Origin of the sequence: Paenibacillus amylolyticus, assembly GCF_050990605.1 — a bacterium.
GTDB lineage: Bacteria > Bacillota > Bacilli > Paenibacillales > Paenibacillaceae > Paenibacillus > Paenibacillus amylolyticus_H.
This window is the reverse complement of the sequence record NZ_CP158832.1, coordinates 275,484-289,852: the sequence shown is the minus strand read 5'-3', so window position 1 is coordinate 289,852 and position 14,369 is coordinate 275,484. Positions and strand designations below refer to the sequence as shown.

Sequence of the window (14,369 nt, the reverse complement as noted above, 5' to 3'; positions counted from 1 at the left end):
GAGAAAGTTATCACTATGATTAAGATAGATACATTCGTTATCAGGCTTTACTGTGAAGGGTAACTTGGTACCCGTCTGGGTCGGCAAATGTAAAAGTTCGCCCGAATGGTCCATCTATGGGTGCAGATGTAATCTTAACGCCTGCCGCAGCAAGCTTGTCGTGAATGTCTTGCGTATCCGGGGCATGAAGCCACAGGGCGATACCAAGTCCTGGCTGAGTACCTGAACCGAGTTCGGTTCCTGGCAATAGGTCACGAAGAGCAAATGTAATAGGCTTGGTATCAAAGACCACCGCATGAGGTGGTCCCGCTTGTGAGCGTACCAGTCCAAGATAGGTCTGATAGAATTCGGCAGAGCTTTCAAGATTACTCACTTGAAGGGAAATGAAATCTGGTCCGATTACTGACATAATGTAATGTTCTCCTTTATATATGGGATTGTTTATATCTTCATCATACAAGGCCGCTCTTGCCAACAGTATGTCAGTAGTGTTCTTTCCTTTTTTCGATTTCTTCTCTTATTCAGTTTTCTCTTTCATACCAACACAGGCAGATGCGTATTCGCATCATACTCCACCAATGGCTCACCCGCTTGTAATTTCCGCACCAGATCAGGGTTTGCAATAAATGGTCTGCCGAACGCAGCCAAATCTATGCTTCCCTTATCAATCGCATGCTCTGCGGTCTGAACATCCAAATCCCCCACACCAATGATGATTCCATCCCACCGACTTCGAATTCGCTCGTGAAAGAACTGCCCACCATCCCATGCTTTTGCATAATGGTCTGTTGAGGGATGCAAGATCATAATTCCCGTCTCGCGGAACAAGTTCAGATACGCATCGATCATTGCAGCTTTGTCTGCCCATGCATAGGATGCATCATCATCCTTTTTCTCGGAGAATCGAACCGATATGCGATCCGCACTGATCTCTTTTTTCACAGCCACAATAAGATCCCGCAGGAACTGCAATCTGCCCGCTAGGTCCCCTCCGTATTCGTCTGTTCTGTGGTTGGTCTTCTCATTGATAAACTGGTCGATCAGATACCCATGCGCAACATGAAGCTCAATTCCGTCAAAACCTGCGAGAACCGCATTGCGGGCTGCCGCCTGAAAATGCTGAATTGTATCCGCTATATCCTGTGTACTCATCGCTTGAGGAACCTGATACGGCTTATGCAGCTTATGCACTCTTCCCTCTGCCGCAAGGCTGGAAGGTGCCACTGGATTGGTTCCGATCAGATCGAAGTGGGACAACCTGCCGACATGCCACAGCTGAGCAATAATGGTGCCGCCATGTCTGTGAACAGCATCCGTTACTCTTTCCAAGACGTCATCTGTTCATCTGTATATAAGCCGGGGATGCCGTAAGTGCCTTTGCCTGCCAGATTGGGGTTAATGCCCTCGGTAATGATCAGTCCCACACCATCCTGCGCACGCTGCTCATAATACGCCACCATCTCATCTGTCACCGTCCCCTCCTGATCATCAGCAAACCCCCGGGTCAACGGAGCCATCACCATTCGGTTTCTTAATTGCCACTGATGAATCGTTACCGGGCTTAATAGTGTTGAACGTTTATTCATGTTATCCATGTCATATCCCTACTCTCTTCGTCATTAAGGATATTGTACGGCGGCTCTGATATATCGTAAAATGATTGAAATATATAGTTGTATCTCTCAGAGAGATACCTGACATCACCATCTGCCGAATTAATTGAAGGTAATCCACGTTCAGGAGGATACAAATGGAGCTTTCCGATATCGATATTGTTCTCGCGGTGGCACGTTCAGGCAAAATCTCACAGGCCGCCAAAGAACTGAATTACGCACAATCCAATGTCACTACGCGCATCAAAAAACTGGAGCAGGAATATCAAATTCAGTTGTTCAACCGATTTCCCAAAGGTGTTGTACTGACCTCCAAAGGAGAACAGTTCGTCCAGTACGCCACACAGATTCACAACCTTTTGCACGATCTGAAGCAGGATATGACCGATCCGGGTGAGCCTTCCGGCACGCTAAAAATCGGCATTGTGGAAACGGCGGCATCCAGCCGTTTTATGGAGATTCTGAATGAATATCAGTTAACCTACCCGAAGGTATCCATCTCACTCGTTAATGCCACTTCACCCAAAGTACTGCGCAAGAAAATACAGGACGATGAGATTGATGGTGCCTTTATCAGCGGTGCTTGTGTGAAGGAGGGTCTGAAGGTGGAATATGAGATGCAGGACACGGTTCATATCATCTCCAAGCGCATGGATACACCACCCGAGAGCCTGTGCCAAGTATCCTGGGTTGTTTTCCCTGAGGGCTGTCCGTATCGTGAAATGACTGAAGAATTTCTGCAGGAAGAAGGGTTATCCGCACGCAATATCATCGAAGTGAGTACGATGGAAAACCTGCTCAGCTGTGTGGAATCTGGTGTTGCTTTTACCCTAATGCCGTGCAGCGTTATTCACAAGAAACCGGATCATTTCTCTGTATTCGACGTAGCCGAGCGATTCACACATACTTCAACGACCTTTGTTCGCAGTGAGGGTCGTTATGTCAGCAGTGCGCTGGATCAATTCATGAAGCTGCTGAATCAGAAGTGCATTACTTTTTGATGTAGGTAACTTATACTACTACACCATCACACGGAACATTGCCCTTATTACGCATTACTTAGATGGGGGCAGGGGTGCTGGTTGCAAACCAAAAAAAACACTCCGAAGAGTGTTTTTTTGTCGTCATTTTTCCCTCTACACCATATATAATTAACGCTTACTCCACCTTGAATCTTGCAGCTGATTCAGCCAGCTTTTGCGTCAATTGATCGATCGTATCGACCATATTCGCCAACTGCTGCACCGTGGAAGACTGCTCCATCATGGTTGCTGTTACTTCCTCAACCGAAGCTGATACTTGCTCTCCTGAAGCCGACAAGCTATGGGCTGACTCCAGTACGTCATCCTTGTTCTGCAACATCTCTTGCATCTGTCCTGCCATCGTGGCGATCTGTTGATTAATGACCGTCACCTTCTCCAATATCATATCAAATGCCTGACGAGTCTGAATGACAAGCTCATCCTGCCTGGACGAGATGGTGTGAATTTCGGCAACACTTTGGTTGTTCTCAGCGACATCGGCCAGATTCTGCTCGATAATGCTGGAGATTTCCTTGGACTGGCGGGAACTCTGCTCTGCCAGATTGCGGATCTCCTCGGCCACAACCGCAAATCCTCTACCATGCTCTCCAGCCCGTGATGCTTCAATCGAAGCATTCAATGCAAGCAGATTGGTCTGCTTCGCAATCTGACTGATGGCTTCCGTGATCTGACTAATACTGCCCGAACTTGTGTGAAGTTTGACGGTAATCTCCGAGATTTTCTCCACTTCCCGTTCATTCACCTCATTGATACGCATCAGTTCATTGACAACTTCATTCCCGTTGTGGAATACCGTTTCGATCTCATCTGCTCTTGCCTTCACATCCTGTGCACTGCTGTTCATGGCAGCCACTTTATCCCCAAAGCTGTTGAATTTGCCAGCAATCTGCTCGGTATCTTCCGATTGAGCCTCCATGGCTTTTGCAATCCCCATGGACGTCGCCGATGTCTCATCAATGGATCTTGCTGTCTGTTTGGATGTTTCCTCCAGTTCCTGAGTGCTTGCCTGGAGAATATGAATCGAACTATTCATATCGGTAATGAGATTCCTGTTCTGCTCCACCATACCATTAAAGCTCTCCGCCAGATCCTTGAATTCACTTTTATATCTGCCATTGGCCTTAACGGTCAGATTGCCTTGCGCAAGCTGTTGGAACAGCCCGATCAGACGAATGATAGGTCTTGTAATACTGCGAGAAATCAGCAATCCCACACCAATAGCCAGAGCAACTCCGATCAATGTCACGATAATCATCTGGCGCTGCATATCCTCTAGTGGACGTTTGATATCATCATAATCATCAATAATGACCACGGAGAGATCTGCACCAGGAATCTGATTAACGCGATAATAGATGTTATCTCGATCCATCGAAGTGATTTTCACTTTGTCAGTGGCTCTGGCCTCGATAATTCCCATCGCTTCCTTGTCCGCTTCCAGCGTTTGTCCCACAATGGAAGGGTCCAGTGAATCATACATGATGATGCCGCTCCGGCTTAGCACTTCAACTCTGCCTTGGGCATTGATTTTAATGTCTCCGAGTTGTCCCAGGAAAAAGCTGCTGTCCACCGACATGGCGAACACACCCAGTATATTCCCCTGTTCATCGGTGATAGGCTCCGAGAATACAATAATGAGCTTCTTGCCAGCCTTAGAGACGACCGCGTCACTGATGAAGGATTTCCCCTGTATGGACTCCTTAAAATATTCCCGATCTCCCCGTGACTGCCCAATGACTTCCGGCATGGTTCCTGCCACCATTGTTCCTTCCTTGTCAAACACGAACAAGTCCGGCTTGGAGCCTTCCGTATCAGATATACTGTCGGTGAGAATCGTATTTGCTCTATTGAAATATGGATTCTCATCTGTAAAAAAGGTTTCATCTGTCATTTCGTTCGTATCACGCAACTTTAAGAGTTCTTTAAAAGTATTATGTACGGATATCGCATGACTCATCTGTTGCTGAAGCTGCATCGCTGTCCAGAGCCCTTCCCCAAGGCGGTCAGCCATTACATTAATCTCATCTTTGCTTTTCCTGACCACAACATCAGATGAAATCATATAACTTGTGGTCGTTGCACCAAGCAGAACCAGAACGACCAATACACTGATCATGAAAGGCAGCTTGATTTTAAGCGACATATTTTTGACCTTATGCCCTGCCCCTTTTGTTTTCCCCATTTCCTTCTCCCCACTTCCCTGAACCATCTGCATCTGAACGATGTACATACATTATCGGAAAAATCCATAGTGAAATTGATCAATTAGGGAGATATTGCCACTGTTTTTCTTTTTTTATTCTGATAGCCACATAAAAAAATGGCCTGTTAGATCGACACTACCCATCTTTGGAATGGATGTTGCCGTTACCTAACAGACCGTTTACAGATTGGATAATATGATATGATTCTATTACGTTACTTGCGCAATCTCCGGGAACTCAATGCGTGGTGGCCATTCTGCAAGAATGTACTGCGCGTATTCTTCATCTGTTCGATCCGTCGCTCAGCCAGACGATCTGCGGCAACATAGGTAGCGATGCCCTCAGTACGTGAGCTTTCGAATATTTTCTCCAGATTCGAATAGATCTCTCCGATCTTGCTCCACGCTCGATCCGCATTATAACCATTCAACTCATCCGCAATGTTAATTACGCCACCTGCATTGATAACATAGTCAGGCGCGTATACGATGCCCATATCATACAGTTGATCCCCATGACGGGTCTCCAGCAGCTGATTATTGGCACAGCCCGCTACAACCTTTGCCTTAAGTGTCTTGAGCGTATCATCATTAATCGTGCCGCCCAGTGCACATGGGGCATAGATATCGCACTCCACACTAGTAATATCTGCGGGATCAACAGCTGTCGCGCCGAAGCGATCCACAGCCTGTTTCACCGCGTCCTTATGGATATCCGTAACGATCAGATGTGCACCTTCCTCATACAGATATTTGCACAGATGCATCGCCACATTGCCTACACCTTGGACCGCTATCGTTTTACCCTCCAGCAGATCGGTACCGAATGCTTCTTTGGCTGACGCCTTGATCCCACGATATACACCCCAAGCCGTTGCAGGTGATGGGTTACCGGATGAACCATAGCTCGGCGAGATGCCTGTCACATAATCGGTTTCCTGATAGATCAGGTTCATGTCCTCTTCCGTTGTTCCCACATCTTCGGCCGTGATATAACGTCCGTTCAACCCTTGAATATATCGTCCAAATGCCCGAAACATGGCTTCGTTTTTGTCACGCCGCGGATCTCCGATAATAACGGTTTTGCCGCCGCCCAGATTCAGGCCAGATACTGCATTCTTATATGTCATACCACGGGCAAGGCGCAGGGCATCTTCAATGGCTGCTTCTTCTGAAGCGTAAGTCCACATCCGTGTGCCTCCCAGCGCAGGGCCGAGTGTTGTGTCGTGTATGGCGATAATTGCTTTTAACCCTGAATTTCGATCCTGGCACAGAACCAGTTCCTCATAATCGTGTTGCTCCATTGCTTCAAACCAACTCATGTGCTAACCGTCTCCTCCAACCATTTTTGCGATCCAATCGCATTCTTCTCTGTTTATTTACCATCCTCTATTGTACCCACGAATACCCATTTTGTGCAAAATCACATCGCAATTAGAGAAGCATCGAACGATGTCTCTCATATGGCGGGAGCAAAGCTGTCGAATTTCAGATTATAATTTTATCGTCTATCAATAGAAAAACCTCTCTCCCTTACAGGAGAAAGGTACTCTTCCCTCAACATTCTCATCTTAATCACCCCAAGTAGGTCACTTGATCGTTCCATTTAAGGGAGCGTTTCAACCACATTGATTGGATGCAAATCGCCATCTACAGCGAAAGAAGCCTGTCCCGTCTCCTCGGAGACAACCAGCACAACCGCGTCCGTTATTTCACTCAATCCCAGTGCAGCCCGATGACGGGTGCCTATCTTTCGTTCATGCACTTCCGCCTGCGATAAAGGCAACACATTCCCAGCGGATACAATCTGATTGCCACGAATGAGAACAGCCCCATCATGCAGAGGCGCACCGGGGATAAACAGCGATTCCAGCAACGCATGCGTCACTCTTGCATCCACAGCCACGCCTGAGTGAATGATCGTCTCCAACGGAACTTCCCGTTCAATCACAATCAGTGCACCATATCTCCGGTCAGACAGATGCTGTACGCTTGATGTTAACTCGGCAAACTTCTCGGTAAAAGGTGACAGATAACAATCCAGATAAAAAGAAGAGGCGAGCACCTCGATCTGTTTAATCTCCGCTCGAATCTCTGCAAACTGCCCCAACAGACAGACACTGTCATTGTCAAAACGGGATAACGTCATGTTCATTCGATCCGCCACACGATGCAGATCTGCCTTGAGCTTCTGCCTCATCAAGGAACTGTTACAGTCTGCTTGCTGAGTCATCATTCGCCGCCTCCTCTGGTTGGGTTGGGCTTCACGCCACATCATTAGTACCCATACCTTCCCCTCCGGATCAGTTATTTATGCAATGGCAGGGTTGCAGGGACTAATCTTCGTCGTAATTGCAACTGGTATAGTAGACAAAAAAGAGCCTGTCCGCAAACCTTCACGGTCAGACCCTATCTGCAAGATGATTGATGCCCTGTCTATTTCACTTATTGTGCTTTGCCGTATGAACCTGCCTTAAATGTAGTCGGGTCATACCATTTGTACCCTGCCGCGGGTGTAGCCCATGGTTCAAGTTGCGGCTCGGTGGACGCAGCCGGAGCTTCGATAGGAAGCAGGCTTGTTGCCGTATCCAATGTCAGTCCTGGCACTTGTGCCAGACTGGTGTAGCTCTCTTTGACCGCGAGCCATTTCACAGTATTTACAAGGAAAGTGGCATCGTCCACTTCTTTGAATCCATCATAGGTCTTCTTGGTGGCGCCGGTCTCTTCACGCATATATTTCGGAGTCGCATCTTCTACCGGTGAAGAATCACCGATAAATGCGGCTTTACCCGCACCAACCTTTGCAATGGCAGCATATGCTCCTTCAGCTCTTCCACCACCATTGTATACGCCCTGATCCACAGCATTGCCCCACTTGGACACACCACTTGGTACATAAACCAAGCCTTTGGCCTTGTTGGGGTCTATAATTGCAATGGTCGATCCCGCATGCATGGCTACAGAGTTAACACCAGCCGTAATGCCGAAGGATTGTACAGGTGCAACGATATCCGATGCGTTCGCATCGCCGAGAGCATTATAGCGGAAACGAACACCAAAGTTGGTCGCGAGCCAGTCTGAGCTAATTACCCCCTGCATGGCAGGTGATTCCGCTTCGGCCGAGGACATGCCTTTGGCTGGATTCAGGAAGGCACCACGGCGATAACCGTTGAATACTTCGGACGAATCCCAGCGGTTTTTGTTACGATCTGCATTATAGTGATCGGAGATGAAGAAGATACTTCCTCCGTTCTGTACGTACTGCACCAGCGCAGCCTGCTCAGTCGCTTTGAACGGCACGTTGGCTTCGCCGATGACAAATACGTGGTAATCTTTCAATTTATTATAGGTGATGGCTTGCTCACCAAATGTGTACGGGATACTGCGTTCCAGCTGATCCACGGCAAAGCCTGCGTTTCGCAAACCATTAGCAAAATCCGAAAATGCCCCGTCAATAATCCAGTCGGCAGCACCTGCTGTCTGGGCGTGGGTATTATCGAACAATACTTTTTTGCCGGTGCCATCCGGCAGTGTTGTACCTGGGTTCGGTTCTGGATCAGGATTGGTTGTTCCGGAGGAAAGTGTGATGGACGTTGGGTTTTTGACTCCTGCATAGCTGTTGTAGGCACCCAGGGTTCCGGTTACGATGATCTTTTTGCCTACAAGACTCGGATTGGAAGCAAGTCCATATTGCGAACGGAAAGATGAAGAAATCTGTACATCCAGTAATCTGGCATTAGTCCGCTCTGACGCTGAATCTGCAATCAGAACATTAAAATCATTGGCATAAGGAGATGTAAACTTCGCTGTAAGTGACCCGGTAGCATGTCCAACAATGATTCCTTCGACCGTCGCCGTTCCTCCACCGCTCTGGGCAGCGATGGCCTGAGATACCGTAAGTGGTGCTGCAGCTTGTACCGGACTCTGTGAACCCGGCCCCAGCAGTGCAGTTGCCATCATGATAAAGACCAGGAATGCCCCGATCCAATGCTGCCATAACGCCTTTTTCATATTCCCTTTCTCCTCCTCCAAATTACCTGATAATGGGTTATCCTCCTTTAATTTAATGGTTCATATGCTGAATTCCTCTTTCTTTTTGTAAAGTTTATGAAAAAGTTTGGAAGTTGAGTCTATTTGCCCATACTGATTATCATTAGAATTCCATTTTAATGAACCTATTTCAGAAAAAAGTTAAATTCGATGCGGACTTGGGATTGCATTTTGCCAGCGTTCATTGCATAATGAATATATAAATGTGATAATGATTATCATTCTTGAACTTGCTCAATGTACATTTCTACTGCATATGATTTTACGATTTTATAGATAAAGGGGAACGAACATCGAATGAATACAACTCTGCAAAAGGCTGACCTGCAGCTTGACGATTATTTGGATCTTCTGAACCTGGCAACCAACCTGGGTGATACGAGATGGCAAAAGGAAATTATCCGTAAGCTGGCTTATACTTATCCCGCAGTTCAATGTAAACAACCACAATAGTATTCGACATCCATCATAGATACACAGCATAGCTCATGATCGATTCCTTCGTTGAATCCGTTATGAGCTTTTTTGTTGTACAATGTACAGTAAATTAATCCAACGTGAAGGAGTGAACAACGATGCAATTGGAGACCGAACGACTCATCATCAGGGATATTCTGGAGACAGACTGGGAAAGTATACATAGCTACACATCCATGACAGAAGTTACTCAGCATACAGCGTGGGGACCGAATACGGAAGAAGATACGCGAGAGTACGTGCAGTTTGTGTTGGACATGCAGCACACACAACCACGAGAGGGTTTTGAATTTGCGATATGTTTGAAAAGTGACGGGACTCTCCTTGGCGGAGTGGGTATCCACGTTATGGAGAAAACCAACGCAGAGATCGGTTACGTCCTCCATCCCGCTTATCAAGGAAAAGGTTATGCCGCCGAGGCTGCCCTGGCTATACTCGGTTTTGGTTTCAATGAATTGGGTATTCACCGGATTTACGCCAAATGTCGCCCGCACAACACAGCTTCGGAAAATGTCATGAAGAAGATTGGTATGCAGCGTAGGAACTGAAATTTCCTGTAGTTTTCTATTATGTCCGAAAGTGCCTTTATATCAGGGTTTTAAGGAGATTTTTAATGTTAGAATGAACTGTAGTTTCCAATAGTTCTCGATAGTGTGTGACCACGATGTGACCAAAGGGCGACCAATATTTTTGCGAGGAACTATATTTAGTTTAATGTAAATTAGTAAGATTTTGAGATGTGATAGTATGCCAATAATGTAATAAAAGTATAATTCCATTCTAAAACCGAATGTATCTGACTTAGGGGCATATCTCTATGGACCGTAGATTTACATACAATCCTAATAAAGTGCCGATACAAAGTAAATTGTATGCATAGATTGAAACATCAAATTATATATTGATAAGAATAAAAAAATAAAAGAAAGAAGGGTTTTAAATGTTTAAAAAGGCTAAAGAAAATAAACTAAGGGTACCGACATCAGGCACTAAATTTCGTTCAGAGGGTCCGAGTGGTCATATTGGTCCAATCGAGCCAAGTAATGAAGTATCCGCATTAATTAAAAAAGCCGTTTCTGACGAGGTCTTTAAGAATTCATTAGCCAAGGATTTTGATAAAACCATAAAAGAACACAATATTACATTAAATCCAACTGAGAAGGCTGCGTTGGCAATAGTTGATTGGAGTCAAAATATACCTACAAAAATAGAACAGCTATCCGGTAACGCATGGGTCCATATATATAAATAAACCACGAGTAAGGATAAATACTTTTTTTAAAAATAGAAGGGTGAGGTCTATATATGAATTTAGGTATATTACTATGGAATACATGTAATGCCATGTGCGACCATTGTGCTGTGAGTTCTTCACCTTTCGAAAATGGTTATATGACTGATGAACAAATCTTTCCTATAATTGACTCCGCTTTTTATGATTGTAAAAAACCTAAGATAGGTTTGTCGGGAGGGGAAGCATTCCTATATTTTGAAAGGTTGTGTAATATAGTCGATTACGCAATTAATAAAGGAGCAGAAATATCTATAAATACAAATGGCTTTTGGGGTGTTTCATTAGGGCGTGTCTTCAAACTCAGGCAAGCCACACCATAATGGATGCCAGAGTCAAAAAAGCCTTAAATGTACACGCTAATTTATCGTAGCGAGTCGCGAGACGACGATAGTTTTTCACTTTATTAAAGAAGCATTCAACTAAATGACGTTCTCTGTAAATATCTCGATCATAAGGCTGAATCTTTCGGCGATTCTTCTTGCTTGGAATGACTGAAATAGCCTGTTGCTCGTCCAAAAGCGCTCTGATCGCATTCGTATCATACGCTCGATCGGCCAATACCTGTTTCATTGTCAGTTTCATCGTTTGCAGAAGATCATAGCCTTGGACAGAGTCATGAGCTTCACCACCCGTTAATTCGAAACAAAGTGGATTTCCGAGCGCATCGACTACAACATGGATTTTGGTGCTTAGTCCACCGCGGGAACGTCCGATCGCTTGCTTGCTTTGCCCCCTTTTGCGCCCGATCCATGCTGATGAACGCGCACAATCGTGGCATCAATCATAACGCTTTCGTCATCCACTTCCAGGGAGACACACTTCAGCACGTCATCCCAAATCCCTGCTTTCTGCCAACGTCGAAAGCGAGTGTAGACGGATTTCCAATGAGGAAAGTAGTCAGGTAGATCACGCCAAGGGGCACCTGAACGTGCAACCCAAAGCATCGCATTTAGCATGATTCGGTTATCTATTGCGGGACGTCCTCCTTGTGGTTTTCGTTCAGGTGGAAACAGATCTTGGACTCGCTGCCATTGTGTCTCTTTTATTTCGTATCTTATATTCATCTAATATATTAACCCATGTATTACCATTTAAACGATTTGAAGACACGCCCTAACAAAAGCTAAAGAAAAAGTGAAGAAACTTAAGGAAATGGGTGTAAGGGCATTAATAGTATCAATTGATGATTTCCATCAAGAGTTTATTCATAGAGATCGCGTAATTAATGTAATACGTGCATGTAAAGAAATTCACCTAGAGGTTAAACTTCAGTTCGTTGCAACCAAGAGTTCAGGGAGACTTGCTGATTTTCTTCATGAGCATGGAGATGACCTACTTAATATAGAATGTAGAGAGATTCCTTGTCATCCTGTAGGCAGAGCTTCATTTAAAATAAAAGATGAATCGCTTTTTACTACTAAAGGAGTGCCCCAAGGACTATGCCCAAGTTCGGTTATGTCAATTTCTGCTTATGGAAAAGTTATACCCTGCTGTAATACTGCTGGTCATTTACCTAGTTTGGAAGTAGGAGATATATCTCAATCAATCATACCACTGCATAAAAAATTCCTTAAGGACCCTATATTTAACTTGTTACGCTTAAAAGGTCCTAAAGCCTTTTATGAATCTGCGATAAATATGGGTTATAATCCACGTGAAGATGGTTATATCGATCAATGTCACCTTTGTTATGATCTGTTTAAAAATAACCAACTGGCTGAAGAATTAAAAGATTTTGCTGCTGAGAATTTTGAACATGAATTGTATGAGACATACTTGGAAGAATATACAAATAATTATTCGCAAATATTGAACATGAACAACAAAGAGAGTAATACAAGCAATCATTCATTATGAAAGTGAAACATAAGGGGTAAAAAATGTGTGAATATCAAAATATTCTAAGGGATTGGTACATTGTTAATGACCAATCCTCTTTTTAGTGTATTATTTCATTCTATAATGATGACACGGCTCTTGGAATTACCATTAATTGGATTTAAAGTGAAGGAATGTGCATACTACCAGCATAGGAAGTGATATTTCCACTAGTTTTCTAAAGTGTCTCTAAATTCCTTTATAAAACGCTTTTAATGGGATTATAAATGTTAAAGTGAACTGTAGTTTCCGATAATTTTCAGTGGTATGTGATCACAGTTTTATCAGGGTGTGACCAATATATTGTGAAAATCTGATACTTAGTTTAATGTAAATTAGTAAGATTTGGAGATTTGGTAGTATGCCGAAAAATGTTTTATTCACAAGTGATTTAAAGAGGAAGATTATTATTAGGATTTAATTTGGACCTATTGAAAAAAGGGATTGAGTGACTTAAAAGTAATGCGATTGAAATAGTTTTTGTTGATCCGGATAAGTATAGAATGGGCCTAGGGGTTAAATTCTCTAGGCTAATTTCACTCAACTTCATTTGTATTTCACTTTGCAGTATGATTACAGTGCTATTTTTTAAAGAGTTCAAAGTATGACCAGTAAGGTAATTTTCATCTAAGTCAATGACCTACAAAAAGAAAAAAACCTTGCTACCCAAAGGTTTTCAAGTATGGAGACTAGCGGGATCGAACCGCTGACCTTTTGGCTGCCAGCGTGAAGGTCTGCTGCGGGAGCATTGGTTCTACAAAGGTTCCTTTCATGACTCGGTTCTCTATTCGATTCTCTCCAGGGAATATGACGCGGCCAATGGAGACCGAATGCTACATATGTAACTTTCCGCATACACCAAAAAAGCTGACACCGATTATACGGATGCCAGCTCTTTTTATAATTCTCCGTAACGACCCCAATCGCCAATGGAGGTGAAGCCTCTGAACAAGCTAATTTACAACCGGCACAACTCTACTGGACAGCTCGGGAATGTAGGACATCCACACATACAACGCAAGGCTGCCAGATCCCGAATCATCAGTTTGCCGTCCATCATATCCAGCGTACCTTGTTCCTTCCATGCCCCCAGCATACGCGTTACACTCTCCCGGGTAGCTCCAATCATCTCGGCAAGATCGGTATGGTTCAGCTTCATTTCCAGCACAATACCATCCGGTGTTACCCTGCCATACGAATTGCTGGCACGGATCAGTGTCGAAGCGAGCGCACCCGCCTTGCCATACAGCAGCAAATCACGGAATCTCGACTGGGTAATCCGCTGCGACAGTGCCATCCATTGCAAGAATTTCAAAGCAAGGTCGCCATGTTTGCTGAGTATACTTTCCAGATCGCCAAGCGAGATAATGGCCAGTTCCCCTTTTTCCGCCATCTCTGCACTATAGCTATGATTCAGTCCGCCGATGCCTCCGAACTCCCCGATGAGATCGCCGCTTTGCTGAATCGATAGGATAATTTCCTTGCCATCCTCCGTCGACTTGGTCATTTTCACTCGTCCCGAACGAATGTAGTACAGATATCCGGCTTCATCGCCTTCGAGAAAGAGACTATACCCCGACTTTACCCGTTTGGGCTGCATTTTCGCTTCAATCAGGTCCCATTGCTCAGGTGTAACGAACGAAAGGATTCCGCCTGTTTCTCGTGTCATTTTGCCCGCCTCCGTTTGTTTCTGCGCTGTTCTCTGGGTTGTTCTTTCCACAAATACTGTACTCATAACCTTCGTCCCCCTCGGTGATTCCTTATGTATACATCATATCGCGAAAGTAGCGTCAGGGTTATCGGGGGATTAC

12 protein-coding genes and 2 pseudogenes are annotated in these 14,369 nt (G+C 44.8%); 6 read left to right on the top strand and 8 right to left on the bottom strand.

What is annotated here, in order from left to right; genetic code table 11:
- Nucleotides 1–40: 40 nt before the first annotated feature.
- Complete coding sequence (locus ABTV53_RS01380) at nucleotides 41–409, bottom strand: VOC family protein (protein ID WP_433749766.1); 369 nt, start codon at nucleotides 407–409, stop codon at nucleotides 41–43.
- 125 nt (nucleotides 410–534) lie between these two features.
- Nucleotides 535–1,517 (bottom strand): annotated as a pseudogene (locus ABTV53_RS01375) (alkene reductase).
- A gap of 233 nt (nucleotides 1,518–1,750) precedes the next feature.
- Here ABTV53_RS01375 and ABTV53_RS01370 point away from each other — a divergent pair.
- On the top strand, nucleotides 1,751–2,614 hold the full coding sequence (locus ABTV53_RS01370; RefSeq protein ID WP_433749763.1) for a LysR family transcriptional regulator: 864 nt from the start codon (nucleotides 1,751–1,753) through the stop codon (nucleotides 2,612–2,614).
- Nucleotides 2,615–2,771: 157 nt separating this feature from the next.
- Here the strand turns inward: ABTV53_RS01370 and ABTV53_RS01365 are convergent, their stop codons facing one another.
- The 4 genes from ABTV53_RS01365 to ABTV53_RS01350 all read right to left on the bottom strand — a co-directional run bounded on the left by ABTV53_RS01365 (nucleotide 2,772) and on the right by ABTV53_RS01350 (nucleotide 8,819).
- Complete coding sequence (locus tag ABTV53_RS01365; protein WP_433749760.1) at nucleotides 2,772–4,838, bottom strand: methyl-accepting chemotaxis protein; 2,067 nt, start codon at nucleotides 4,836–4,838, stop codon at nucleotides 2,772–2,774.
- A gap of 236 nt (nucleotides 4,839–5,074) precedes the next feature.
- Nucleotides 5,075–6,181: a Glu/Leu/Phe/Val family dehydrogenase gene (locus ABTV53_RS01360; protein WP_433749757.1), complete on the bottom strand. Its 1,107-nt coding sequence runs from the start codon at nucleotides 6,179–6,181 to the stop codon at nucleotides 5,075–5,077.
- Nucleotides 6,182–6,465: 284 nt separating this feature from the next.
- Nucleotides 6,466–7,095 (bottom strand): sporulation-specific diadenylate cyclase CdaS, encoded by a 630-nt coding sequence (cdaS, locus tag ABTV53_RS01355; protein ID WP_433749754.1) that lies wholly within the window; start codon nucleotides 7,093–7,095, stop codon nucleotides 6,466–6,468.
- A gap of 209 nt (nucleotides 7,096–7,304) precedes the next feature.
- Nucleotides 7,305–8,819, bottom strand: a complete 1,515-nt coding sequence (locus ABTV53_RS01350) for a DUF6359 domain-containing protein (RefSeq protein WP_433753999.1) — start codon at nucleotides 8,817–8,819, stop codon at nucleotides 7,305–7,307.
- Between the two features lie 387 nt (nucleotides 8,820–9,206).
- Between ABTV53_RS01350 and ABTV53_RS01345 the strand changes: the two genes are divergently transcribed.
- The 4 genes from ABTV53_RS01345 (at nucleotide 9,207) to ABTV53_RS01330 (ending at nucleotide 11,000) form a co-directional block, all read left to right on the top strand.
- The gene (locus tag ABTV53_RS01345) at nucleotides 9,207–9,362 is read left to right on the top strand and encodes a hypothetical protein (RefSeq protein ID WP_017691064.1); all 156 of its coding nucleotides are present in this window, start codon (nucleotides 9,207–9,209) and stop codon (nucleotides 9,360–9,362) included.
- Nucleotides 9,363–9,484: 122 nt separating this feature from the next.
- Nucleotides 9,485–9,934 (top strand): GNAT family N-acetyltransferase, encoded by a 450-nt coding sequence (locus tag ABTV53_RS01340; protein WP_433749752.1) that lies wholly within the window; start codon nucleotides 9,485–9,487, stop codon nucleotides 9,932–9,934.
- Nucleotides 9,935–10,326: 392 nt separating this feature from the next.
- A complete protein-coding gene (locus tag ABTV53_RS01335; protein WP_433749749.1) occupies nucleotides 10,327–10,638 on the top strand; it encodes a hypothetical protein in 312 nt (103 codons plus the stop codon).
- 53 nt (nucleotides 10,639–10,691) lie between these two features.
- Nucleotides 10,692–11,000, top strand: coding sequence for a radical SAM protein (locus ABTV53_RS01330; RefSeq protein ID WP_433749746.1), 309 nt, complete (start codon nucleotides 10,692–10,694; stop codon nucleotides 10,998–11,000).
- Here ABTV53_RS01330 and ABTV53_RS01325 read toward each other — a convergent pair.
- Nucleotides 10,981–11,744, bottom strand: a pseudogene (locus ABTV53_RS01325) (IS5 family transposase). The gene ABTV53_RS01330 and the pseudogene ABTV53_RS01325 overlap by 20 nt on opposite strands.
- 70 nt (nucleotides 11,745–11,814) lie before the next feature.
- Here ABTV53_RS01325 and ABTV53_RS01320 point away from each other — a divergent pair.
- On the top strand, nucleotides 11,815–12,537 hold the full coding sequence (locus tag ABTV53_RS01320) for a hypothetical protein (RefSeq protein ID WP_433749743.1): 723 nt from the start codon (nucleotides 11,815–11,817) through the stop codon (nucleotides 12,535–12,537).
- A 979-nt stretch (nucleotides 12,538–13,516) separates the two neighbouring features.
- On the opposite strand, the gene ABTV53_RS01315 is transcribed toward ABTV53_RS01320, so the two are convergent.
- A complete protein-coding gene (locus ABTV53_RS01315; protein WP_433749740.1) occupies nucleotides 13,517–14,293 on the bottom strand; it encodes a Crp/Fnr family transcriptional regulator in 777 nt (258 codons plus the stop codon).
- Nucleotides 14,294–14,369 lie beyond the last annotated feature (76 nt).